Annotated in this window: 22 protein-coding genes and 1 pseudogene; 22 read left to right on the plus strand and 1 reads right to left on the minus strand. The window is 44.9% G+C overall.

Annotated features, from left to right (window positions below):
* The first annotated feature begins 14 nt into the window (after positions 1-14).
* Positions 15-146 carry a hypothetical protein gene (locus tag MHI37_RS04315; RefSeq protein WP_256710728.1) on the plus strand — a complete coding sequence of 44 codons (132 nt, stop codon included), beginning with the start codon at positions 15-17 and terminating at the stop codon, positions 144-146.
* Between the two features lie 205 nt (positions 147-351).
* Positions 352-836, plus strand: a pseudogene (locus MHI37_RS04320) (MFS transporter).
* 222 nt (positions 837-1,058) lie between these two features.
* Here MHI37_RS04320 and brnQ read toward each other — a convergent pair.
* A complete protein-coding gene (brnQ, locus tag MHI37_RS04325) occupies positions 1,059-2,378 on the minus strand; it encodes a branched-chain amino acid transport system II carrier protein (RefSeq protein WP_076340017.1) in 1,320 nt (439 codons plus the stop codon).
* A 237-nt stretch (positions 2,379-2,615) separates the two neighbouring features.
* Between brnQ and MHI37_RS04330 the strand changes: the two genes are divergently transcribed.
* The 20 genes from MHI37_RS04330 to MHI37_RS04425 all read left to right on the plus strand — a co-directional run bounded on the left by MHI37_RS04330 (position 2,616) and on the right by MHI37_RS04425 (position 25,474).
* Entirely contained in the window at positions 2,616-2,954 is a 339-nt protein-coding gene (locus tag MHI37_RS04330) for an SDR family NAD(P)-dependent oxidoreductase (protein WP_256710727.1), read from the plus strand.
* Between the two features lie 74 nt (positions 2,955-3,028).
* Entirely contained in the window at positions 3,029-3,277 is a 249-nt protein-coding gene (locus tag MHI37_RS04335) for a hypothetical protein (RefSeq protein WP_256710726.1), read from the plus strand.
* Between the two features lie 38 nt (positions 3,278-3,315).
* Positions 3,316-3,969, plus strand: coding sequence for a SprT family zinc-dependent metalloprotease (locus MHI37_RS04340; RefSeq protein ID WP_076340021.1), 654 nt, complete (start codon positions 3,316-3,318; stop codon positions 3,967-3,969).
* Between the two features lie 140 nt (positions 3,970-4,109).
* Positions 4,110-4,298 carry a hypothetical protein gene (locus MHI37_RS04345; RefSeq protein WP_076340016.1) on the plus strand — a complete coding sequence of 63 codons (189 nt, stop codon included), beginning with the start codon at positions 4,110-4,112 and terminating at the stop codon, positions 4,296-4,298.
* Between the two features lie 303 nt (positions 4,299-4,601).
* Entirely contained in the window at positions 4,602-10,178 is a 5,577-nt protein-coding gene (locus MHI37_RS04350; protein ID WP_342556535.1) for an InlB B-repeat-containing protein, read from the plus strand.
* A gap of 487 nt (positions 10,179-10,665) precedes the next feature.
* Complete coding sequence (locus MHI37_RS04355) at positions 10,666-11,481, plus strand: AraC family transcriptional regulator (RefSeq protein WP_076335460.1); 816 nt, start codon at positions 10,666-10,668, stop codon at positions 11,479-11,481.
* Positions 11,482-11,602: 121 nt separating this feature from the next.
* Positions 11,603-12,640, plus strand: a complete 1,038-nt coding sequence (locus tag MHI37_RS04360) for an ABC transporter substrate-binding protein (protein ID WP_076335459.1) — start codon at positions 11,603-11,605, stop codon at positions 12,638-12,640.
* A gap of 77 nt (positions 12,641-12,717) precedes the next feature.
* Entirely contained in the window at positions 12,718-13,629 is a 912-nt protein-coding gene (locus MHI37_RS04365; RefSeq protein WP_076335458.1) for a LysR family transcriptional regulator, read from the plus strand.
* A gap of 315 nt (positions 13,630-13,944) precedes the next feature.
* The gene (locus tag MHI37_RS04370) at positions 13,945-15,603 is read left to right on the plus strand and encodes an ABC transporter substrate-binding protein (RefSeq protein WP_076335457.1); all 1,659 of its coding nucleotides are present in this window, start codon (positions 13,945-13,947) and stop codon (positions 15,601-15,603) included.
* A gap of 36 nt (positions 15,604-15,639) precedes the next feature.
* Entirely contained in the window at positions 15,640-16,671 is a 1,032-nt protein-coding gene (locus tag MHI37_RS04375; RefSeq protein WP_076335456.1) for an ABC transporter permease, read from the plus strand.
* Positions 16,668-18,428 (plus strand): dipeptide/oligopeptide/nickel ABC transporter permease/ATP-binding protein, encoded by a 1,761-nt coding sequence (locus MHI37_RS04380; RefSeq protein WP_076335455.1) that lies wholly within the window; start codon positions 16,668-16,670, stop codon positions 18,426-18,428. Before MHI37_RS04375 ends, MHI37_RS04380 begins: the two co-directional genes overlap by 4 nt.
* Positions 18,425-19,222 carry an ABC transporter ATP-binding protein gene (locus tag MHI37_RS04385; RefSeq protein WP_076335454.1) on the plus strand — a complete coding sequence of 266 codons (798 nt, stop codon included), beginning with the start codon at positions 18,425-18,427 and terminating at the stop codon, positions 19,220-19,222. Before MHI37_RS04380 ends, MHI37_RS04385 begins: the two co-directional genes overlap by 4 nt.
* Before the next feature lie 20 nt (positions 19,223-19,242).
* Positions 19,243-19,899, plus strand: coding sequence for an ABC transporter ATP-binding protein (locus tag MHI37_RS04390; protein ID WP_076335453.1), 657 nt, complete (start codon positions 19,243-19,245; stop codon positions 19,897-19,899).
* Positions 19,886-20,755: a permease-like cell division protein FtsX gene (locus tag MHI37_RS04395; RefSeq protein ID WP_076335452.1), complete on the plus strand. Its 870-nt coding sequence runs from the start codon at positions 19,886-19,888 to the stop codon at positions 20,753-20,755. The genes MHI37_RS04390 and MHI37_RS04395 overlap by 14 nt, the downstream gene beginning before the upstream one ends.
* Positions 20,748-21,725, plus strand: a complete 978-nt coding sequence (locus tag MHI37_RS04400; RefSeq protein WP_076335451.1) for a hypothetical protein — start codon at positions 20,748-20,750, stop codon at positions 21,723-21,725. Before MHI37_RS04395 ends, MHI37_RS04400 begins: the two co-directional genes overlap by 8 nt.
* 28 nt (positions 21,726-21,753) lie before the next feature.
* On the plus strand, positions 21,754-22,380 hold the full coding sequence (locus tag MHI37_RS04405) for a phosphate starvation-inducible protein PhoH (protein ID WP_076335450.1): 627 nt from the start codon (positions 21,754-21,756) through the stop codon (positions 22,378-22,380).
* On the plus strand, positions 22,377-22,988 hold the full coding sequence (locus tag MHI37_RS04410) for a hypothetical protein (protein WP_076335449.1): 612 nt from the start codon (positions 22,377-22,379) through the stop codon (positions 22,986-22,988). The genes MHI37_RS04405 and MHI37_RS04410 overlap by 4 nt, the downstream gene beginning before the upstream one ends.
* Before the next feature lie 28 nt (positions 22,989-23,016).
* The gene (locus MHI37_RS04415; RefSeq protein WP_076335448.1) at positions 23,017-23,943 is read left to right on the plus strand and encodes a hypothetical protein; all 927 of its coding nucleotides are present in this window, start codon (positions 23,017-23,019) and stop codon (positions 23,941-23,943) included.
* A gap of 691 nt (positions 23,944-24,634) precedes the next feature.
* A complete protein-coding gene (locus MHI37_RS04420; protein ID WP_076335447.1) occupies positions 24,635-25,192 on the plus strand; it encodes a GNAT family N-acetyltransferase in 558 nt (185 codons plus the stop codon).
* A gap of 159 nt (positions 25,193-25,351) precedes the next feature.
* Positions 25,352-25,474, plus strand: a complete 123-nt coding sequence (locus MHI37_RS04425; protein ID WP_256709976.1) for a hypothetical protein — start codon at positions 25,352-25,354, stop codon at positions 25,472-25,474.
* Positions 25,475-25,567 lie beyond the last annotated feature (93 nt).

The raw sequence follows: 25,567 nt of genomic DNA on the forward strand, positions 1-25,567 counted from the left end.
CGTTGGGGATTCAAATGCAATTGGATATGAAAGCAGCAATTCTCACAGATCATCGATTGGTGGATTACACTTATGTATCTCACGAACGAACGGGCAGAATCAATCGTATGCCAGACGAGCACAGCGAGTTGAAGGAATCTGGATAAATGCGCAATAATTCACTTTCAAGCACAATGACGTCCGGATTGTAAATATTAATGTAGAACGAACAACATTATCCACATTCAGAACAATGGGAGCAACGCTTGCTGGACTGATTATAAATGTAGCAGGGCCTTTGCTTATATTCGTAGACAAAACAAACCTCTGATTTGGATTCTTGTCGCATCTCTGGCTTTCATGGTGTGCTTTATGCTTATCGGCGCGGTTAACGTATATTTATTCAAAAATTATTTTGGAAGTACTACAGCATTAAGTATGGTAGGGTTGATTCAAACCATAGCTGTATTTGTTGCCATACCGATGGTAAAACCTCTTGTGGCGAAATTTGGTAAAAAAGAAGTAGCATCAGCTGGACTGCTGCTTTCAGCGGTTGTATATGGCATACTGTACCTTCTGCCTGATTTAACACTAACCGCATTTATTTCACATTTGCCCGTAAGGTGGGTCAAGCCATTGCTGGTGGACTTGGAGGCTTCGCAATTGCGTCAGTAGGATATAATCCTAAACTGGAAGTGCAAACGCAAAGTACGCTGGATGGCATTCATAGACTGGCTACTTTAATGCCTGCAGCTATCCTAATAGTCATCGTCCTAATTATTATTTTCTTATATCCGTTAAATAAACAGCGGACGATTCAACTCTCTACGGATCTGGCAGAGAGAAGAAAAGCTTAAACAGCCTACCTGATGAAAGAAAAAGAAAAAACAACTTCCGCTAATAGGTTGTAGCTGAGACTATAACTTAGATAATAGAAATAGATAAAAACCGAGCGTATAGGACGAGAGTTAAATTTTCATCCTATACGCTCGGTTTTCTATATAAGTTGATTTTGAAAAATGAAGTGTAAGCGAAGTGAGAAGATCGTAAGAATGATCTATTTAGGTCTTAAAGTTTTGTTATATCTTCTGGCGGGACGATGGCATGGCCCATCCGAGAATAGCACCAACAAATGCCGGTAGGAGCCAGCCTAATCCGATTTTATTCATTGGTAGATAGTCATTGAACAACGTATGCAGGAATGGAAGCTTTAGGCCAGTATCCGCGAGTCCATCGACTAAGCTTATCATGAAGGTTAGGATAAGGCTTACGTGATAGACCTGTTTCTTTCCTTTGAACAGAGGGTGAAGAAAGGTTAAGAGCATGAGCATGATCGCTAATGGATAGATGATAGTTAGTACGGGCACGGATATCTCAATCAGCTGAGTTAGTCCGACATTGGCAAAGGCTGCGCTCACTACGGATAAAATAATGGCGAACAATTTATAGGAAATGGACGGAATAAGCTTATTCAGATAGGTGCTGCAAGAAGTTATTAGCCCGATACTTGTAGTCAAGCAGGCTAATAATACGATAGCTCCAAGAATGATACCGCCGAATGTTCCGAAATAGTAGTTCGAGACCCGTGTAAGAACCTCTCCGCCGTTTTCAAGATAGCCGAATTTCTCAACGCTTGTTGCCCCAATATAAGCGATAACGGAATAAATTACTGCAAGAATAGACGCAGAGATTGCAGTTGTTTTCAAGCATACGATCAGCAGATGCTTTTTGGACTGCGCGCCTCTTTCTTTGATTGCGTTAATAATGATAATACCGAATACAAACGCTGCTAGGGCATCCATTGTCAGATACCCCTCTTGGAATCCATTAAAGAAGGAATGGACTGCATAACTGTCGACAGGCGTCTGGAAGTCGCCAATGGGGTTCACGATCGCTGTAATAGCCAATATTCCAATGAACAGAATGAGCATCGGGGTCAGAACCTTTCCAACGATATCGATAATTTTTGCAGGATTCAAAGAGAAGATACAGGTTAGGCTGAAGTACAGCACAGTAAATATCAATAAAGGTGCATGTCCAGCTCCATCCGATATAAAGGGCTTGATCGCGATCTCATAGGAGACGCTTCCTGTCCGCGGGATTGCGAACAACGGTCCGATCGTCAAATATAGAATAGTCGTGAATAGGATGCCGAAGAGCGGATGAACCCGGCTAGCAAGAGATAGCAGATCCGACTTGCCGGAGAAGCCCAAGGCGATAACGCCGAGCAAGGGCAGACAGACGCCGGTAATCAGAAATCCAAAGTTGGCTGACCAAATCGAGGTTCCTGCTGCTTGTCCCATCATTGCAGGGAAAACCAAGTTGCCTGCGCCGAAGAATAGGGCGAATAGAAGGAGTGCAATAACGAAAATATCTTTAGTTGGAATTTTGCTGTTCATGATGACTGACTCTCCTGTGTAATTTGATAATAGGTTTAGTTGCAACGATAACTTGGCTGTTCAGATAGACGGACCAAGGGTTTAATATAACTGCAATTGAGTTTTAGTGCAAATTCAATATTTACTTTAACAGGTTTACTTTGGGCTAAAAGAATAAATCAGGTGAACGTCTACAAATATACAATTCTATTGTGTACTATTAAGAATATGAACATACATATCTAAAGGAGGCCGGACATGGCGGATAAATTCGTTATCATTACAGGAGCGAATTCGGGGATAGGCAGAGCGGCAGCTTTAAAGTTTGTGACAGAAGGATATTTTGTTATTATGGCCTGCCGGAATATTGAAATGAGTAAAGCGGTACAGCGAGAAATTAAGGCAGCATCAAGCAATGTCAACGTAGATTTAATGGAGCTTGATGTATCTTCTTTTGATTCTATTCGAAATTTTTGCTCAGTCTTCAAAGCCAAATATCCGCGCCTCGACCTATTGATACATAATGCTGCTTATTTGAATCATGGAGAAAAGGAATATAAGCTTAGTCCCGAGCAGATCGAATTAAGCGGAAAATAGAATTTGATAATTTACGCGGCGAATTTCAGAGCAATCGGGTTTACAGCGTCTATAAGATGTACGGAGACTCGAAAATGGCGCTATTAATGTTGAGCTTTAAATGGGCAGAGCAGTTTAAAAGCCAAGGGATCAAAGTCAACGCCCTTCTAATTACAGGTCAGCTTATCAATCATAAGAGAGAGCTTGTTCAGCCAGCTGCAAGCGAAATAGGTTTTGCACAATTGAAAAATATATTCGGATCGGGCAGTTATCCTCAATATGCGACTGATCCTCAAAATATCGAAAAAATATGGCGTTTAAGCACCGCCTTAATTGAAGAATAAGAAGAGCTGGAAATAATCTTACAGAAATGATGGTAGTTATGAAAATTGAATTTGAAAATAATATAATCGAATGTAATGTGCAATATGGAAATCGGAAGAAGCTTTCAATTCATATCGACAGTTTGGGTCTCATCACACTTAAAGTTCCGAATCATACAAGTGATGAGATTGTAATAAGTGCTGTGCAGCAGCATGGCAAAATGATAATGGATAAATTACAAAGCATTGCTGCGGCTCGAGTAACGTTTAAGACAAGGGAGTACGAGGATAAAGGAAAGTTCCTTCATCTGGGGAAAGAGCATTATCTGCATGAATTGATAGAGATTGGCGAGCTGAATGAAGAAGAGCTCAAGAAAAACCTCAAAAAGTTTTATTTTGCAAGCTGTAAGAAGATTGTTGGGGAACGGATCAAAGTATTTCAAGCACTGCTGAAGGTGAAGCCGAAAACGATTGAGATCGTAGAGTCTAGAACGAAGTGGGGAAGCTGCAGCTCGGATAAAAAATTAACGTTTAATTATCGTCTAGCCATGGCGCCAATTGAAGTGATCGACTATGTCATTGTTCATGAATTATGTCACATACATCATATGAACCATGATCGTTCCTTTTGGAGACGAGTAGGGAGCATCATGCCGGATTATAAAGAAAAAGAGGAGTTTCTGGCAAGGTATGGGCAGGCGATGACGCTATAGAAGCAGGCAATGCGGAAAGGTTGGACGCTCGGACTGGAAACTGGTATACTTGCCGGGATTGCTCCCGTTAAAGCGATTTCAATTGACGAATATTGAGGGAGCCAGTCTATTATTGGTTGCAGTCAGGAGTGTGGCAAAAGATGAGAAAATATAACTTTATTCGTCCGCTAATGCTGATTGTAGTGGCACTGCTTGTGAAGAGCCTAATAACGAATCTTTGTATGGTATTTGGAATGGAACAGGGACCGGCAGAGAATATCGGTTTTATTAGCATGATTATCGCTGCGATCATAGTTTATTCTAGAATTGCCCGGAAACGCCGGAAATAACAAAGGTCCCGAACCGACCTGCCATTGTCCGGTGAGTTAATCAGTGAAATCGTGAAACTCGTACGTAGGTTCAATCTTAAAAATGCCTCAGAGACTATTCTCTGGGGCATTTGTTCGTGTGTGCACAGCTGGCATGGGCAGGCGTTGGCACTTTGAGAGAAAACTACATTCGTAAGTGGATAATTTTAAGTTAATATTGATATTTTTTGGTTATTAATGCAGGAAAATAGTTAGACTTGTCGAAATTTATCGAAAAGGTGATTGCCTTTAATAAAGGAACTATAATCCAGGGAGTGTTAACAAATGAAAAAGAGGTTGAAGATCTTTCCGGTTTTACTCGCAGCTCTGATGATTTTTTCATGTTTTCCATACTATGCATCAGTAGCAGCAGCGCCAAGTATTGATATCGGTTCAGACCGAGTTAATATTGAAAATGATAGCAATATTGATTCATATATTGATCAAGCACCAATGGTTATCGGGGATAAGCTTCATATTCCTTGGTATGACTATGCGGCTAACGCAGCGCACTATTCGGTTATAAATGCGAATGGTACTATAGGCTCTTTACCGCCAATCACCATTTCTCCGAAAACAAATAATAATAGTGATACAATTCTTTATAAATCTTTATCAACGGGGAACATCGTTATTTATTGGTATAGCGGCTCTTCGGGTACGGGGCTGATCGATACCTACTTCAAAATCGTCGACCAAAGCTGGAATGAGGTTGTTGGGGCGACAAAAATCAACTCAAACACAGTCCCTGTCCAGTATGAGCTAAATCGATTTACTGAAGTAGCGGAGCTTTCGAATGGCAATTTAGCATTTGTGTGGGCAGTTGACGGCAGTAATTATGCACTTAGAAGATTTAAGACGGACGGTACAGCGGTAGACCCTGCACAGCTTAACGTCACCACGCTAGCAGGAATCTCTGGCTCGCAATATACTCACAATATTGTGGCAGATAATAATGGTAGATTCATGATCATGATATCTTATTATAATCCTGATTACAGAGGGATGATCTTTGACAATGACTCCTCAACCCCTGTTCAGGTTGGTGGGCTAAATTCTTTTGTAATTGCTTCTCGTGCTGAATCTGGAAATGAAGTTCAAAGACTGAAATTGCTTCCAAATGGCAAGTTTTTGGCTGTATATCAGAAGATAACAGGTGCTCCAAACCAAACCAACACTAGAAGTGTAGCATATAGAATTTATAATGCTGATGGTACTCCCTATACAACTGAAAAAGTAATTAGAGTTCTTAATAGCTGGGGTTCAATTAGGGATCCGATTATACTCGCCGATGGGTTTATTCTTTCATATGCTTATAACGATTTGAATACACCTGGATCTTATCGTGAATATCTGGAATATTACGATGATAATGGGGTATTTCAAAGTGACTTATCAACCATCTTACCGCCCGTTAATGGAGAGTACGGTGCGATAATCCCATTTCAAGATATTGATGGTAAGCTTTCTTTATTAATCAACGATACTGAGGGTGGGCAAAGCACATATAATGCTTGGTTAATCAGGCATGCAGCGGCACCCACTGAATATACAGTCACGTTTCAGGACTGGAACGGGACTGTATTGAAGACGGAGACCGTGAATCACGGGAGTAATGCGACAGCCCCTGTGAACCCGTCCCGAGCAGGATACACGTTCACGGGCTGGAGCGCAGCATTTACAGGCGTTACGGCTAACGCAACCATCACGGCGCAGTACAGCGCTAATCAATATACGGTGAGCTTCAATAGTAATGATGGCAGTGCAGTTGGCTCAATTAACGCGAATTTCGGTGCGAAAATTACCGCTCCGACAACCCCGACGCGCGACGGGTATAACTTCGATGGCTGGTACAAGGAAGCGGGCTTGACGAATGTGTGGAGCTTTGCGAGCGATTCGGTGCCAATAAACGGTATCACGCTGTTTGCAAAGTGGACGATTAAGACGTACACAGTCACGTTCAAGGACTGGGATGGCGCGACAATAAAGACTGAGCCTGTGAATCACGGCAGCAATGCGACAGCACCAGCTAGCCCTACACGTACAGGTTACACATTCACGGGCTGGGATGCAGAACTTACAGGCGTTATCGCGAGTGCAACCATCACCGCGCAATACAGTGCGAATCAATATACGGTGAGCTTTGATAGCAACGGAGGAAATGCGGTAGGAGCAATTAACGCAGATTTTGGTGCGAAAATTACCGCTCCGACAGTGCCGACGCGCGAAGGGTATAACTTCGATGGCTGGTACAAGGAAGCGGGCTTGACGAATGGATGGGTCTTCGCGAGCGATACGGTGCCAATAAACGGTATCACGCTGTTTGCAAAGTGGACAATTAAGACGTACACGATCACGTTCAAGGACTGGGATGGCGCGACATTAAAGACTGAACCTGTGAATCACGGAAGCAATGCGTCAGCACCGGTGAATCCGACGCGAACAGGTTACACGTTTACAGGCTGGAGCGGAGCCTTTGCAGGTGTAACGGCTAGCGCAACGATCACGGCGCAGTACAGTGTAAATGAATATACAGTTAGCTTCAACAGCAATGGAGGCAGTGCGGTAGACGCGATTGATGCAGATTATGGCACGAAGATCGCCGAGCCAGCCGTCCCAACACGCGAAGGCTACAACTTCGATGGCTGGTACAAGGAAGCAGGCCTCACTAATGCGTGGGTCTTCGCGAGCGATACGGTTCCGGCAAACGACATCACGCTGTTTGCAAAGTGGACAATTAAGACGTACACGATCACGTTCAAGGACTGGGATGGCGCGACATTAAAGACTGAGCCTGTGAATCACGGCGGCAATGCGACAGCACCGACGAGTCCGAGCAGAACAGGTCATACATTTACGGGCTGGGATGCAGGATTTACAGGCGTTACTGTGAGCGCAACGATCACGGCGCAGTACAGTGTAAATGAATATACGGTGAGCTTTAATAGCAACGGAGGAAATGAGGTAAACGCTATTGATGCAAACTTTGGAACGACGATTACCGCACCGACAGTACCGACGCGCGAAGGCTACAACTTCGATGGCTGGTACAAGGAAGCGGGCCTCACGAATACGTGGCTTTTCGCGAGCGATACGGTTCCGGCAAACGACATCACGCTGTTTGCAAAGTGGACAATTAAGACGTACACGATCACGTTCAAGGACTGGGATGGCGCGACATTAAAGACTGAGCCTGTGAATCACGGCGGCAATGCAACAGCACCGGTGAATCCGAGCAGAACAGGTCATACATTTACGGGCTGGGATGCAGGATTTACAGGCGTTACTGCGAGCGCAACGATCACGGCGCAGTACAGCGTAAATGAATATACAGTTAGCTTCAACAGCAATGGAGGCAGTACGGTAGACGCGATTGATGCAGACTATGGCACGAAGATCGTCGAACCAGCGGTCCCAACACGGGAAGGCTACAACTTCGATGGCTGGTACCAGGAAGCGGGCTTGACGAATGCGTGGGCCTTCGCGAGTGATACCGTTCCGGCAAACGACATCACGCTGTTTGCAAAGTGGACAATTAAGACATACACAGTCACGTTCAAGGACTGGGATGGCGCGACATTAAAGACTGAGCCTGTGAATCACGGCAGCAATGCGACAGCACCGACGAGTCCGGCACGTACAGGTTACACGTTTACAGGCTGGAGCGGAGCCTTTGCAGGTGTAACGGCTAGCGCAACGATCACCGCGCAGTACAGCGTGAATGAATATACGGTGAGTTTCAACAGCAGCGGAGGCAGTACGGTAGATGCGATTTATGCAGACTATGGCTCGAAGATCGTCGAACCAGCGCTCCCAACACGGGAAGGCTACAACTTCGATGGCTGGTACCAGGAAGTGGGCTTGACGAATGCGTGGGTTTTCGCGAGCGATACGGTTCCGGCAAACGACATCACGCTGTTTGCAAAGTGGACGATCAAAGTGTACACAGTAACGTTCTTGGATTGGGATGAGACCGAGCTGAAGAACGTTCTTGTGAATCACGGAAGCGATGCGAACGCGCCAGTAATTCCGGCACGTGCAGGCTACACGTTCACGAACTGGAATGCAGCGTTAACAAATGTTACGGCAAACATAACGTTTACTGCGCAGTACAGCGCGAATGAATATACGGTAAGCTTTAATAGTAACGGGGGGAGTACGGTAGACGCCACGAATGCGGATTTCGGTACAAAAATCACTGCTCCGACAGCTCCGACGCGAGAAGGCTACCGATTAGAGGGCTGGTATAAAGAAGTAGACTTGACGAATGACTGGAGCTTTGACACCGATACGGTGCCGGTAGACGGCATCACACTGTATGCAAAGTGGACAGCAGTTTATATGATTACTTATAACGGAAATGAAAGTGATGCTGGCAACGTTCCGCTAGACAGTACAGCATACGAGCATGAGTCAAGTGTGACGGTGCTTGGCAATGCTGGGTCATTAATAAGGTCAGGGTATAATTTTGCAGGCTGGAACACGCAAGCAGATGGCAAGGGTTTGAGCTATGCGCCGTCGGTTACGTTTGAGATAGACCATGCGAACGTTACGCTATATGCGGTATGGAATAAAGTACCTGACGTACCGATCCAGACCGGACCATCGACTACGACTATTGAAGTACTTATTAACGGCAAAATAGAACGTATCGGAACGGCTGCATCAGGGACACGAAACGGCCAAACCGTAACTACAGTAACGGTTGATCAGAAAGGGCTGGATGAAAGGCTCGCGGCGGTTGGACAGCATGCAGTGTTAACCATTCCGGTCGACTCGAATTCAGATATTATTATTGGACAATTTAATGGTCAAATGATTAAAAATCTAGAAAATAAACTGGCTGTACTAGAGATCAAGACGGGCCTGGCTACGTACACCTTGCCTGCGTTACAAATTAATATGGATTCCATATCCAATCAATTAGGCAAAACGGTAGCTTTACAAGATATTGTGATACAGATTGAAATTGCCGAACCAACAGCGGAAATGATGGAATTGGCGGAAATTGTGGCTAGTAGAGGATCCTTTAAGCTGGTCATGCCTCCGATTGATTTCAAAATAACGGCCACATACGAAGGGGAAACGGTCGAAGTATCGAAATTCAGTGCTTATGTAGAAAGAGCGGTTGAGGTTCCGGACGGTGTTGATCCGAAGAAGATTACGACTGGAATTGTTGTGGAAAGTGATGGTACGGTTCGTCATGTGCCGACCCAGCTCGTTGTTATTGATGGCAAGAATTACGTGAAGCTGAGCAGCTTAACGAACAGTACGTACTCAATTATATGGAATCCTCTAGAATTCAGTGACGTCTCACAGCACTGGGCAAAGGATGATGTCAACGATATGGGGTCGCGAATGATCATTAGTGGTATAGGGAATGGGTTGTTCAATCCTGATCAAGCGATTACACGTGCAGAATTTACAGCGATTATCGTACGCGGGCTAGGACTGAAATTGGAAGAAGGTACATCTCCGTATTCGGATGTAAAAGCCGAAAGCTGGTATAATAGTGCGATCAACACGGCTAGTGCGTACAACTTGATTACTGGTTTTGAGGATGGAACATTTAGGCCGAATGATAAGATCACTCGTGAACAGGCGATGGTTATCATCTCCAAAGCAATGACACTCACGAGCTTGAAGGCTAAGCTTCCTGTACAATCGACGGATATAACACTAGGTTCATTCGAAGATGCAGCAGAGGCAGCATCATGGGCGCAAAGCAGCATTGCTGACAGTGTTCAAGCGGGAATCGTTTCGGGAAGAAGCAGCTCGAAGCTTGCTCCAAAGGATAATATTACTAGAGCAGAAGTCGCATCCATTATGAAGAGACTTCTTCAAAAGTCTGAATTGATTTAATTACGTTTCGTTAGAGGGTTATCCGTTTCATACTCGCAAGAGTCATGAACGGATAACCCTCTTTTTCGTATTCTTCCGAAAAAACATATAAGGTTCGCTGAACATACCCCTTTCAACAACTATGCTGTGGCAGGGGGCTATTTCATAAAGCTACACTGCACTTCGTACAACAGATTTGCTGTTACTATCCTATCCGCTCGCGTGGACTGCACCTTTTACAATAGATTCCCTGTTATGATGGGAAAAGTGTCTATTTCAAGCTAATTTCGCTGCAAAAGTACATTGTAGCCATTCGAATCAGCACTCATGTGAGGTTTCTATTGTAATAAGTACACTATAGGTTTCTCAATATAAGTCATCGTGTTATGCAGCAGCATCAATGGAAAAGAAATCGTTAGATCACTTATTCGTCACATTGAGCTGCCCATTATTCTCGAGTACAATGAGGAGTAAATGCGGTGCAATGGACGGGAGAGGGGCGTTAGACATGGAGAGCCCATACGATGAGCTGGCGGCGTATTTTTTGCAGGTCCCGATTGACGTATTTGGCGTTTATCAGACCCTGATTCGTACAGGCGTGCACCAAGGACATAAACACCAGCCCACGACTAAATGCGCGATGGTTATCGCCCTGAAGGGTGAGGCTGAATTTATTTACGATGGCAACAAGCATGTCATGTATCCGGGGAAAGCTTTGCTTGGCGGGGGGAACCGGCATCTGGAGCTTATGGTTCATTCGGCTGAATTCGAGTATTTTCTCGTTCACTATTTGCCGGTCACCATTGATCGGGATGAGCAGGCATTGGTAGAAAAGGTCAGCGAGCTTCATATCGAGCTGGATGCGGCATTGCTGCAATTAATGGAACAGCTGCGAAGGCTTTCCACAGTTTTAGGCAACCTCGAGCTGTTGGAGAAAAAAACGCTATTTTACCGATTGCTTAATAAAGCACTTCTACACGAGCGTTATCAGCAAAATAGTGACAGCCAGCCGATGATGGACCAGACGATCGGATATATCCGGCATCATTATATGGAGCCAATTACGCTCGATAGCTTGGCGGAGCAGCATGGGATGAAAGCCAAGTACTTCTCTCATTTGTTTCGTAAATATACGGGCATCGGTCCGATCAACTATTTGATTCAATTCCGAATGAATCACGCTTATGAGCTGCTGGTGGCTGCGGATTTTTCTGTGCGTGAGATTGCTAGAAGCGTTGGTTACTCTGATGCTTATTATTTCAGCCGATTATTCAAAAAGCACTACGGCATGTCGCCGACAGCCGTGAAGCAGCTTGAGAAGTAGAAATAATCCATCCTGTCATCGGGAAATTATCTATTTGCGCTGAGGAAGAGCAATGGTATCATTAAACTCGATAATGATAATCGTTATCAACTAAACGATAGATATCGAGGGGAAGAATCAAATGAAGACACGTAAACTGCCTATGGCAGCCGTTAGTATGTTATTGCTTATCGTGATGCTCGTAAGCGCCTGCTCCAATGCTGGAAATGTGAATCAAACAGGCACGAATGCACCAACTGCAAGCAATGGGTCGGAAAAGGGCAGCGGCAACAACGCTAATGCTAATACGACGGATAGCCAAGCTTTTCCAAGAACGGTAATAAGCGCAGACGGCAAAGAAATAACGATTGCGGAGCAGCCGAAAAAAATTGCCCTTGTTCATTGGGGATTAACGCAGGATTTATTAGGCTTTGATCTATCATCTATTGCAGTAACGCTGCCGTTCTCGGCTAAGCAATCGTTTCTTGATTCGGAGGTATACAAGCCGTACGTCGAGAAATTTAGTGAGATCGTGGTCGTTGGCGAGAATACGGCGGTGAATCTGGAAGCTCTGCTGCAATACGAGCCAGATCTTATTTTGGCAGGCAGCATAACCAACAAGGAGATCGCCGAGCAATTGTCGCAGATCGCTCCTATGGTTATGATCGATGAGGAGAAAACGAACGTCTGGACGGATTGGCAAGGTGTCATTACGCAGTTTGGGGAGATTCTCGGGCAAGAAGAGCTTGCGGAACAGACGATTGATACATTTACTGCCAAAGTAGAACAAGCGAAGCAGCAATTAAACAGCGTTGAGGGAACGGTGGCTTATGTCCAGGTTCGGGAAAAGACGATATGGCTGCAAGGTATGAGCTATACCGGAGAATATTATGAGCCGCTCGGCTTGACTGCGCCAGAGGAGGCTAAGGGTGATGGCATGGAGCTGTCACTTGAGGGGCTGAGCGCCATCGATCCGGACCATTTGTTCCTTGGTTATTTCAATTATAATGATTCTTCGCTCCCTGCTCTCTCCGACGAATGGGAACAAAGCGAAGTGTGGAAAAAGCTGAAGGCCGTGCAGAAAAACCAGGTATACGGAATCAACGGCGAGCTTGCGTATGGTTACGGGCCTATCAGTAGAAGCAGTGGTGTGGAAGCGATTGTGGATGCATTGAAATAAGTGGATTTTCGAAAAAAGCAAAGATAGCTTCATCATTATAAGTCCATTCGGTTTTTAAACGATGAGGTGTATGCTTTTTGAGAACAATAGAGCGATTATCGACATTTATCGTGCTCGCTGAATGTGGAACCTTCACAGAAGCAGCGAAGCGATTATACTGCTCTCAGCCAACAATTAGTCATCATATCCAACAGCTAGAGGAACAGTTCAAGGTGATCCTCTTTTATCGTACTGGAAAAAAGGTTGAGTTGACTAAGCAGGGAATTATTCTATTGGATTACGCGAAGCAAGTAAATCAACTGATGGATATGGCATCGTACAATTTGCAAAACTCTGTCCAACAGGAAGAACAGATTTTACCTGTTTATGTGAGTAATTTCATTGCACTTTATTACTTTCCGGAGTTAATGGTTCATTTTCGCAATGAATTTCCAAAGCAGCAGATGGAGGTTTATTCATTTTGCTATGATGAGTTGAAGAGATCTCTTCTTGAGGGCAGGACCAACTGGGCAATTATGCCGCTGTACCCTGAGGATGATTATATACATTCGGAATTTGATATATCCGTTATTATTGAAGATGATTTTAAGCTTGTGTTTCCTAGTGATCATCAGTGGGTGGATAGAAAGGTGCTGTATGCCCGCGATTTGAATGGTCAGACCATTTTGCTCCCGCAAAGCATGTATATTAGTAAGTATATTGTTGAGCAATTAGCGCAGCAGCATATAACCGTAAGGTATCTGCAGATGAGTAATTTTGAAGTAATTAAACAAGCTGTGAAATCTGGTATCGGTATTTCTATCCTGCCATATGCGGCAGTAAGAGCAGAGGTTGAAGAAGGCGGGCTTGCTGTTAAATGGGTATCCTCGTTGCAGATTAACCGTCAGAACGGCTTTGTTGTACGAAAGAATGCAAAGCTTACAGAGTATGAAATGGTGTTTAAGCGAGCGTTGGAAGGCTATTTTAATTTGCGGTTAGGCGCTCATTGAGCGCCTTTTTTTTGTGCTGTTCCATCTGTACTTGAAGAAGGCCCTCCACCAATAGCCAATGTATTCGAGGATATATAGGCTGGTATCAAATAACTAAATAGATGTATGCAAAACTTTGATAAGGGTGAGTTTTCACTTATGCAGACAAGGATTTTCAATAAGTAGGAAATTATATGATATTGATAATCGTTATCAATAGTATTATATTATGTATAGCTTATTTGGGATTGATTTTGTTCGTGAAAATGGGGGATGTAAATCGACGTTCATTCAGGCATCTAAAATAATAAAAACAAACTATTGGAGGCTGCAAGCATGTTTATCATGAAAAGCAAGAGGTTTTACTTAAGCTGTTTGTTAATTGCAACTATTTTAGTGGCAGGCTGCTCTCAAAAATCGAACACAGCAGCGAATAATTCGGGAGATGCTGCTCCGGCTGCAACAACAAATTCAGAAGTACAGCAAATTTCGCAGTTAACGATTGCTGTTCCTACCGATGCCGGACCTCTTAATATTTATAGTACGAGCGTAGATTTTATGACTGATCTAGTATTTGATAAGCTGTTTGGTCCTTCACCTTATGTGGATGATCCGCAGCCTTGGCTAGCTGAATCTGCGGAGCAATTGGATAGCTTTAATTGGGTTGTGAAGATTCGCAGTGGCATTGAGTGGCATGATGGAACGCCATTCACAGCGGAAGATGTGAAATTTACTTATGAGTATTACCGCGACGGTCCGCAAAATAGACACTCGCATCACGTTAGTGATGTGCCGCAGATCGATACCATTGAATTGCTTGATGAAAATACCGTTCAATTCACTTGTGCCTATGCATGTCCATCATTGAAAACAGTTACCTTTGCTGATTTGCCAATCCTAGCCAAGCATATTTGGGAAAAGGTAGAGAATCCGCGTAAATATACTGAATTAGCTGTTGGAACAGGCCCGTACAAATTAATCGAATATGTACCGGATCAATATTATAAGTTTGAAGCAAATGAGAACTTCTTTATGGGTAAGCCGGTGGTTGACACCTTAATTATGCCGATTATCAAGGATCAAACCGCTATGTTTAACTCGCTTCGCTCTGGAGAGATTGATGCAGCAGCGAAGAGTGTACCGCCGGAATTACTGGGTTCCTTTAGTAATTTGGCAGATTTGAAGGTAACGACTACACCGGAGCTTACAATAGCTGAGATACGGACGAATTATGAGAGATTCCCGCTCAATATTCATGAGTTCCGTAATGCTTTATCCTTGGCGATCGATCGTCAGACGATTACAGATATCGTATTGCTAGGGCATGCACGCCCAGCATTCCAGGGATACCCGCATCCCGACTCACCGTGGACTAACCCTGATCTAAGCACTCCTTATGATGCGGATCAATCCCGCAGCATTATGGACTCTCTGAAGCTTATTGACCGTGATGGAGATGGTATTCGTGAATCGGAGGATGGCAAGAAGCTTGATATTGAACTAGCTGTTTCCTCTGCAGAACCAACTTTTATCCGTACAGCTGAGCTGTTGAAGGAGCAATTCTTAGATGTAGGCATTAATCTCAAGGTAGAGGTTATGGATGCTGGTACACTATCTGGAATATCTTCAGAAAGAAATTTTGATTTAATTATCGGGAACATTGGAGCACATGGTGTAGCTGACCCGGATCAATTCATTATGTCTCATCGTGCTGATTATTTATGGAAGAAGGGCCTTCCTTATCCTGAGATGGATACATTGTTCGAAAGCTGGAAAGCTGAAACGACAATCGAAGGCCGCAAGCAGATCTCCTTTGATATGCAAGAGTTGTTTAATCGTCAACCAACAAGTCTAGCACTCTTCTATCCAGAGCAGAACTGGGCCTATCGCTCAGATGAATTTGATTCATGGATTGAATCGCCTGGCTATGGCATTTTCCATAAATACTCGTTGTTAAATGAGGAAGGAAGAAAGATAGCAACGGGTAAAGCATAAAATGAATGCCGCTCAGAAAGAGAGAAGGACTCTTCTATGAATAAAAAAAGATGGCAAGCTTCAGAAAGAAGAGTCTTCTTTCTGAGGCTTGGCCGTAAGCTTATCCAGTATGCGTTTGTTATTGTAGTTGCGCTTACTCTTAATTTTTGTTTACCGCGACTAGCCCCAGGTGATCCTTTGTCTTTCGTTATAGGTGCAGATACGGCAAACGGGCTTACACCTGAACAGCGAGAGCAGCTGGAGAAAGATCTTGGTTTGGATGGAACCGTGCTCCAGCAATATGGGAAGTTTATGAGCGGAGTGCTCGTGTTTGATCTAGGCAGTTCAACGAAATTCGGCAAGCCGGTTACAACCGTGCTCGGTGAACGTATTCCTTGGACCGTGTTTGTCGTTTTGCCTGCATTGGTATTAAGCCCATTTATAGGAATCATTCTAGGTGCTTATGCAGCGTGGAATCGAGGAAGGAAAAGAGATGTCGGCATGCTGACGGTGATTTTGACTCTAGAGTCAATGCCCGCATTTTGGGTCGCGATGATTCTAATTGCGGTATTTGGAGTGTCGCTTGGCTGGCTGCCTACTTTCGGGGCTGCTCCTTTGTTCAAGACGGATAATTGGTCCTATATGGTGGATGTATTGCGTCATCTTGTACTTCCAGTGGCTACGATTACCATTGCGTCGGCAGGAACGAACTTCCTGCTGACACGTTCCTCCATGCTCGATACATTAGGGCAAGACTATATGATGATGGCGGAGGCCAAAGGTGTACGAAAGAGTCGCATTATATACAGGCATGCACTGCGCAATGCGCTGCTGCCCGTGTATACCCATATCACGATGAGTCTGGGCATATTAGTCAGCGGAGCGGTTGTTGTAGAGACGGTATTCTCCTATCCCGGTATCGGGAGCCTATTGTTTGAGAGTGTAATTGCGCGTGATTACGCCTTAATGCAAGGTGTGTTCTTAATCATTACCATTGGCGTTATTTTTGCAAATTTACTTGCTGATTTAACCTATCCGCTCGTTGATCCCCGTGCACGTATTCGCAAACCAGTGGAGGGATCAGTATGATCAACAGGTTATATACGAAGCTGGGTTTAGCAGGTATGTCTGGAAAAATGGGTTTAATAGGCTCAGGCATGCTGCTCTTTATGCTGTTTCTGGCGGTACTGGGACCTTTCGTGGTCGAGCATGATGCCAAGCAGAGAACAGGCTCACCGCTAACTGCTCCAGCTGCTGACCACTGGCTCGGGACAAATGATATGGGGCAGGACATTTTAGCCGAGCTGGTAGTCGGAGCAAGAGTTTCATTATCGGTTGGGCTGATAGGCGCACTTGCTGTCATGGCTATTGGGACAATCGTGGGGCTCGTAGCGGGTTATTGGGGCGGCTGGATCGATGGCTTATTTATGAGAATTGTCGATATTAGCATGACGCTGCCCTTCCTGCCGCTCATGATCGTCATTGGGGTATTCCTTGGACCAAGCTGGACGACGCAGATCATGGTGATCGCTTTGGTGATGTGGTCCAAGGTCGCCAGGGAGACTCGTTCACAGATATTATCGCTTCGAACGAGGGGCCCTGTGTTAGCTGCTCGTTCCATGGGGGCGAGTAATGTCTACTTATTGCGGAAGCATATTTTCCCGGGTGTTTTTCCTTTAATGATTCCGCAATTCGTACAGACCGTAAATGCGGCAATTATGATGGAATCGTCGCTTAGCTTTCTTGGATTAGGTGATCCGCTCACGAAAAGCTGGGGGAGCATGCTGTATTACGCGAATGCCCGCAGTGCGTTTCTGACTGATGCCTGGTTATGGTGGGTATTGCCTCCAGGTATCGGTATCGTCATTACGGTGTTAGGTTTCTCCTTCATAGGCTACTGGCTGGAGGAACGTGTGAGTCCAAGATTGCGGAGTGTATATCGTGTAGCTTCAAGCGGCAGTAAAACGCCTCGTACTGGAGTATTTATTAGGGATGAGTCGCTCAGCTCAATCATTGAGGTGGATAAGCTCACAGTCGTTTATCCGAAGGATCAAGGGCTGGTAAGAGCTTTGAATAATGTTAGTTTGAAGGTTGGGAAAGGCGAGGTTGTTGGTATTGTCGGCGAGTCAGGAAGCGGGAAATCAACGATTGCGGCAGCCATCATGCAATTATTGAAGCCTCCAGGAGAGGTTCAGCAGGGCCATGTCAGGTTGTTCGGCTGCGATATCGCTTCGCTCTCGGTTGAAGAGCTGCGGAAGCTAAGAGGCAGTAAAATCGCATTGATTCCACAGGCTGCTATGAATGCTCTTAATCCCGTAATCACGATTCGCAAGCAGCTGGCTGAAGCGATTGCTTGTCATCGCAAAATGGATAAGGTAAGCATAAATAGGCGAATTGACGAATTGCTTAAGCAGGTTGGCATGGATGCCAGATGGGGAGCTTCATATCCGCATGAATTAAGTGGAGGGATGCGCCAAAGGGTCGTCATTGCGATGGCTTTAATCAACGAACCTGAATTCGTTATCGCTGATGAGCCAACGACCGGACTTGATGTCAAGGTTCAAGTTGAGATCGTTCATTTATTGAAAAGTTTACAGAAGCAGCTTGGACTATCCATGATCTTTATTTCACACGATTTACCGGTGGTGTTGAAGCTTGCTGACCGAATTGTCATCTTGAAGAATGGTGAGATTGTTGATGGCGGAGAAGTGGAGCAGATTGCTAATAGATCGGATCATCCCTATACCCGTCGCCTGATGGCAGCCATTCCAAGACTGAATAAAGGAAACACTCGCTTTGAAGAGGCTCCCCAGCAGATTGATGTGGTGCAGGAGGTGCTAGTATGACAGATAAACTGCTGCTTGAGGTTCGGGGCTTAAGCAAAAGCTATGGGGACTCTAGCTCTTTATCCGGACAGATCCCCGTCTTGAAGGGGATTGACTTCAAGGTTGACCATAATGAAACGATTGGCCTTGTCGGAATTAGCGGTGCAGGGAAAAGCACGATTGGACGCATTATTGCTGGTTTGGAAAGTGCAAATCGCGGAGAAATTTTGTACGAGGGTCAAGATATACTGCGTCTTAAGGGTGCTCGCAGGAGTGCAGCGACTAGCTCGATTCAGATGATATTTCAGGATCCCTACGAGTCTTTGTCACCACGGATGACGATTGGTGAGCTGGTAGCGGAGCCATTGGTCATTCAGAAAACGTTTAAGAGGGAAAAGGAGCAGCTACTAAGGCTCGTTAGTGAGGCTTTATCGGAAGTAAGCTTATCGCCTGAACGTTATCTTCATCGTTATCCACATGAGCTCTCAGGAGGAGAACGGCAAAGAGTGGGCTTAGCGCGGGCATTCATATGCAAACCAAAGCTCATCATTGCTGATGAACCGACATCCATGCTGGACTCATCGCTTAGGCTGGATTTGCTGGAGCTGATGGACCAATTGCGTAAGAAACATCAGACATCGACTCTATTTATCACTCATGATCTTGCCTTGACCTATCATTTCTGTGACCGCCTTATTGTGCTTGACCAAGGAGTCATCGTGGAATCCGGCAGTCCAAAAGAAGTCATCGACAACCCGCAGCATCCCTTTACGCGAAGCTTAATTTCGGCTCTTATGGAGCTGAACCACCTCTAGTGAGAAGGGAATAAAAAAGCATGATTCGTATTCAGTCACTTAACAAAAGGTACGGAGAGACTGCTGTGCTTCAGGATTTGAATATGCATTTGGCAGCAGGTGAATTCGCCTTTCTGCAGGGGAGATCGGGCTCAGGGAAGAGTACGCTGCTGAAGCTGCTTTATCGTGATATCGGAGATTTCTCTGGGCAAATTGAAATAGCAGGGCAATCCATCGAAAAGATGCCCAAATATGAACTTAGACGGAAAATCGGCGTTATATTTCAGTCCTTCGAGCTGCTTGAACGCAAAACGGTGTTTGAGAATATCGCTTTGGCAGGCGAGGTTATCGGTATTTCTCGCAAAGCAATGACAGATGAGATTCATCGTCTGCTGCACCGGGTCGGTCTGGAGGGCAAGGAAAATACTTATCCTGAACAGCTGTCAGGAGGAGAACAGCAGCGTGTCGCCATCGTACGCGCGTTATTGAATCGTCCATCAATTATTTTAGCGGATGAGCCAACGGGCAACTTGGATGCGGAAACTGCCTCAGACATCCTTCGCTTGCTGAAAGAGCTGCAGGTCGAGTCGCAGCTGGCTATGCTGGTCGTGACCCATTCCGATCGGCTTGTAGCCGAGTTCCCATCCAAAGCATGGCAGATGATAGATGGAAGGTTAAGTGCTAATGAGCTTATTTAAATACTATTTAAGAGATGCGCGGGAAGGGATAACACGTAATTTAGGTGCTGTCTTGGCTGCTGCGGCGCTCGTATTTATAGCTATGATCATGCTCGGCAGCATGCTGCTGCTTCGTGCGGGTGTTGCAGATGTTATGAAGTATATGGAGTCGCAAATCGGTGTGAAGGTTTATGTGGATCCTGCTGTTGATGTACAAGCTGTTGCCAAAATTATGGAGAGCAAAAGCTTTGTGAAATCGGTGGAGGTAGAGACGAGCGCGCAGTTGCTTGCAAGCTTGAACAGTTTTTTCGAAGGGAAGGAGCATTTGCTGCAAACCTTCATAGACAGCGATCTTCCCCATGCGATTCGATTAGAATTGGCTGATTATAATCTAGTTGAGCAGACTGCAAAAGATCTGCGTCTAATACCAGGAATAGCGGAGGTTATCTATCCCCAGAAGCTTGCGACGCAGTTCATGTATTGGTCAAACCAATTGAATCGATTTGGAATGGTTATTCTTCTATTCTTTGTGGTGATTGCTTTCTTGACTGTATTTCTCGCTGTGAGATTAGCGCTGTTTCAGAGATTCAAGGAGATTCGGGTAAAGCTGCTGCTAGGAGCTAAACCAACTCATGTCAGTGGCCAGTTCATGTTCGAGGGACTATTGATCGGTTTTATTGGCAGTACAGCAGCAGCCATTGCAGTATATATTTTGAGTAAATATGTGTTTGACGCCTTGGAGCGGCAATTCCCATTTCTATTTGATTTTACGCCTGCGATGCTGAACGGGGTGATGGTCTGGGTGGTGCTGTCAGGATCAATCATTGCTTTGCTTGCCAGCTATTTATCGATAAGAAGGACAATCAAATATGTATAAGCGGCTAACTGCAATCTTACTGTCGGTAATTCTATTAGTTGCTGGAACGACTGTATATGCGCATCTGACCGGTGCCTTTGCTGAGTATTTAGCTTCTGTTTATGATGAGTCAACAACCGATAAGCTGAAACAGGAAATCGACTCGATTGGGATAGAGATTGAAGCACTGCTTCCACGCATCGATGAGATGGAGGATGAATACAGACTAAAGCAAACCATCGCAGTCGATAAGCTGCTATTTTATAATGAACAGGGCTTGGATATGTGGGTGGGTATGCTGCAGCAGTCGAGCAATGTCGTTGACTTGCTCGGTAATCAGTGGTTGATGGAGCGTAATCTGGCTGCTTATTTGAATGAGCTGGAGCAGCTCCATACGGACCTCACACAGCTTGTTGTAACGAAGGATGTTTTGTCCAGCTATCAGCAGCTGCTAGACACGATTGATAGAAACCTAGCGATGAGGCAGCCTTATCTTGACAGCGTACAAGATTATTCATTGGAGGAGAAATCTAATTTCCTGGATATCGACTGGGTCAGCGAGGTAGAGGATAAGCTGGTCGCTGCGCTTGATCAGGATAAACAGCTGGTCAATGAGAGCTGGAGAGAATGGGCGGCTCTAGTATCTAATAAATCTGCTTCTAATACAGCTGCCTATGAATGGACAGAAGAGTGGCTAAATGAGAGAAGCGTTTTGCATTATTTCTTTCGTTCCGATCATATTTATACGGTGTTTGAACAGCCAGGTGCACATGTGATTTTAATTGGGCAGCTGCTTAAGAACGATGAGAATCATGCCGAGCTTCAATTCGAATCGGGATTTTACAATGGGTTTTTGATGCCGGATGTATTGTTTGAGGAGCTTCATGGTCTTCAGCTTCCCTATAGTGAAATTAAGCAATTACAAGGTGCAACGGATGCCTCTTATTTGCAGCAGTCCAGCGGCAAGCTGCTTCTGTTAACAAACGCATGAGGCAAGGTACATTAATGAGAGGGTGTAAATGATGCAAAATAAAAACATATTATTGCTAAATTCGCAAAGTGTAGGCATGGGCGAGGTTTCAGTTCAGCATAACTTTTCAGAGCTGGATATGTATGATTTTCCGCAAGCTAATTTGGATTCCAAAATTGCGTTGATTATTCAAGGCTCCGTTGATCAGGAGCTTATGCTGAAGAATAAGGAGAAGATTCGCAAGTTTGCCGATAGCGGCAAGGTCATTGTATTTGGGGGCCATTTGTTCCTCCCTTGGCTTCCTGGCGCTTCTTTCTTTGTTCCCAAGGAGGTTCGCAGCCATAAGGATTATGATATATCGATCATAAATTCCCATCCGATCTTCGAAGGTGTCGACACCTACGATATGACCTATAACAAAGGTGTAGCCGGATTCTTCGCACGAGGACATCACCCGATTCCTGAAGGAGCTGAAGTATTGCTTACTCTGCCAGATCATGAGCCAATTGTATATATTGATCGTGTCAGCACAGACGGAACCCTACTGGTGAGCTCAGGAAATGCACTGCTGAATTATCAAGATCCAAACCGTACAACGGGTCAAATTACGAGTCGCTTAGTCGAGTGGATTCATAATGAATATGCTCAGCTTCAAAAAAGGAGTGTAGTACAATGAGGAAAATTGCAGCTCTATACTCAGGCGTATCCTATCAGCATCGCAGCTGGAATGAGCCTAAATATAAGAAGTTTTTATCCGCTATTTTGTATGTGCCGGAACTTACGGAAAGCTCATTCGATGAGTTTGATATCATTATTGTGCCTTCACGTCTACACACCGGCCTGATGGAGCGTATTAAACCTTGGGTTCGGAAATTCGCTGACAATGGCGGTACGGTTGTATTGTTTTGGCCGCAGAGCTCGGATTCAGAGTGCGTACCTTTGCAAAACTGGGAGAACAGGCCGACAAACTTCTGGTGGTGGTTGGATAAGGATGCGAAGAGCGGGCTTGAATTACGGCTGCCGGAGCATAACCTATTTAACTATTTGACGCTGGAGGATGCCACATGGCATTATCATGGCGTGTTCTGGCCGCCTGCTGGTGCAGAGGTGCTTGTAACAACGGAAGATAACGGAGCTATTCTATATGTAGACAAGGTCAGCTCAGCGGGAACGTGGGTCGTAACCTCACTTGATCCTGAATTCCATTATGGCTCTTATTTCATGCCAGCAACCGAGCGGTTTTTGGATGGATTCTTCCCTTGGCTGGCTGAGGGGGAGCATTAAAAAGTTAATAATAAGTTGGTGAATAAGTATGGGCTTTAAACGTCAATTGCTGCTAGCGCTAGTGCTCGTTTGTGCGTTTGTGGTATGGGCTCCGTCAGTCGCTGTGGTACATATCGTAAATGCTAATAATTTGTATGGGGACATAGAAAATGTAGCAGCCAAAGAGGATATTGTATACTTAACTGGAATTAATGTCATCGTCTATGACCATGGCTCTCCGCTGTTTAGGCCTCAAGATTACCTGACAAGAGTGGATCTTGCTTATTGGGCGGGTACCTTCTATAAGCTGGGTGATTCGGACAAAACAGAAGCGGAGATTTCTCAGATTGCTTTAGATAATGGGCTAATTACAGATTTGCAAGGAAGAGCGACCTATGGGGATGTCAATCAAGCCTTTTTTAAGGGCATGGCGGAAATCGACCATGCGGAGGATGAGCTGACTAGGGAACAATATGCTGAATTCATGGGGAGTTATTTGACTACACCTGTCAATGGTCGAACGTTATTAGAAATAGCGGGTTATCTTTCTGGACCAACAGGAGTAGTGGAAGAGATCATTACCCATGAGGATAAAACAACTGAGTTGATGATTGACGGACAGCAAATTGAGCTGGCCGCACATCCGCGAGTGCTCCAAGCTTCAACAGATGCATCATTGTGGGTAGGGCTGACGATTAGCGACTCATGGATGATGGAAACCGATGGGGGCACGTGGACGCTGCAAATCCTTGATTTTTCCATTGCTTCAGCAGATGTGTCTGTAGAGCCTACTATTGATGAATTACCTGCTGAATCTCTAACTGAAATCAATGTGGATCCGCATGGGGGCGAACATCAGATGCTCCATGAAGGGGAGAAGAAGAAAGGGAGCTTGCCCGTTCTTGTTATAGCAGTGGTGCTCGTTGTGGTTATTTTTGCTTGGTTAATGTATAGGCGCCTGAGGAAAAGAATTTAATTTAAAGAGCTTGCAGTCCTTGGTATCAGGGGGCTGTATGCTCTTTTTTTATAAGCTATTTAAGTTGAACTAGACATTCGTGTCTTGGGCGCTGCGCGAGGCTGCGCATAGAAAGAAAATGTTGAATCACCTTGTTCGTCGCATTGAGCCGCTCGTCACTCTCTAGTACAATGAGAAGTAAATGCGATGCTGACGTATTTGGCGTTTATCCGACCCTGCTTCGTGTAGGTATGCACCGGACATCGATACCAGCCTGCGACCAAATGCACGATGATTATCGTCTTGAAGGGCATCGTTTCCTGATCTCTCCGACGAATGGAAACAAAGCGATATGTGCAAAAACGAACATTACGATTGTTCTTAGCGATTTACTCCCTTCTCTTCAACTTCATATTTATAAATTCAATGAACCTAGATGGAATTTCTCCCGTTAAAAATAACGCCGTTCCCTTCGTACATAAAATAGATGGAATTTGTCCTGTTAATTTTACTGTATTCCATGGTTTTCGGCTGATTCATTGGAATTAGAGGGATGAATTCCATCTAAAATCTAAATAAAGATAAAAATGATTGTAATAGATGGATGATTTCCATTTAAATTAAATGGAGAGAGCGCTCATAACAAACTGGATAGGGTGAATGAGAAGATTGGCTAAGGTGAAGTGCAATTTTTCTAATGGAGGTAAAACTAATGTCATCGAATACGCACACGGACCCGATGGGAACCATTCTAAACGATATTAAAGTATTTCAAGCAAAGCCCGAAGACACGGCGGAGGTGCTTCAACTGCTAATTCAAACGGCACAGTGGCTGAAGAGCAAGGGCTCCACGCAGTGGGGCGGGCTGCTGCATGGCGTGGATTCCCATCAGACGCCGGAAGCGATCCAACGCGGGAAAGTATACCTATTCATGCAGGGCAGCGTATTAGCGGGCATGGTTATGCTGATGCAGCATGCAAGCGCGTGGGACAGGGAGTTGTGGGGCGAAGAGGGGCATGAGAACTCAGTTTACCTGCACCGACTCAATATTAACCGCGAGGCCGCGGGCAAGGATCTAGGTGAGGCCATCGTTCGCTGGGCCGATTCAGGCATTCATTTTCCGGGGAAGGACCGTATCCGGCTGGATTGCATCGCAAACAATGAAAAGCTGAACCGCTTCTATTTGAGCTGCGGTTATACATTCATAGGCTCGGCGTCGAACGCCTCCGGGAAATTTAACAAATTTGAAAAGCGGGTTGCGCTGGCTTAGTGGCATTCGTCACTGGGAGGCCTCACAGCAAACAGAACACGAGGGACCACTCCAAAATGAATTCCATTGATCCTTTTCCATCCATTCCTGTTTTTTCTGCTTAGAACACCGTTCAAGAGGGTATATTCATAAAAAGACATACCCAAGGAGGTAGTAATCATGAGCAAGAAAAAAGTGTTGTTTACTGCAATCGGAATGGGAGTCACCTATCTGATGCGAAATAAAGATGCGCGCGATAAGCTGAAGCATGCGGTTCAATCCTTTACGAAAAAGAACCGATAAGAAAACAAGAAGAAGCCGGAGCATATCATAATGAAGTGCTCCCTGTCAAGTAGACAGTAGAAAAAAACAAAAAACGATTAGACCTATCCCTCA

It is taken from the genome of Paenibacillus sp. FSL H8-0548 (genome assembly GCF_038630985.1).
In the GTDB taxonomy this organism is placed as follows: Bacteria; Bacillota; Bacilli; order Paenibacillales; family Paenibacillaceae; genus Pristimantibacillus.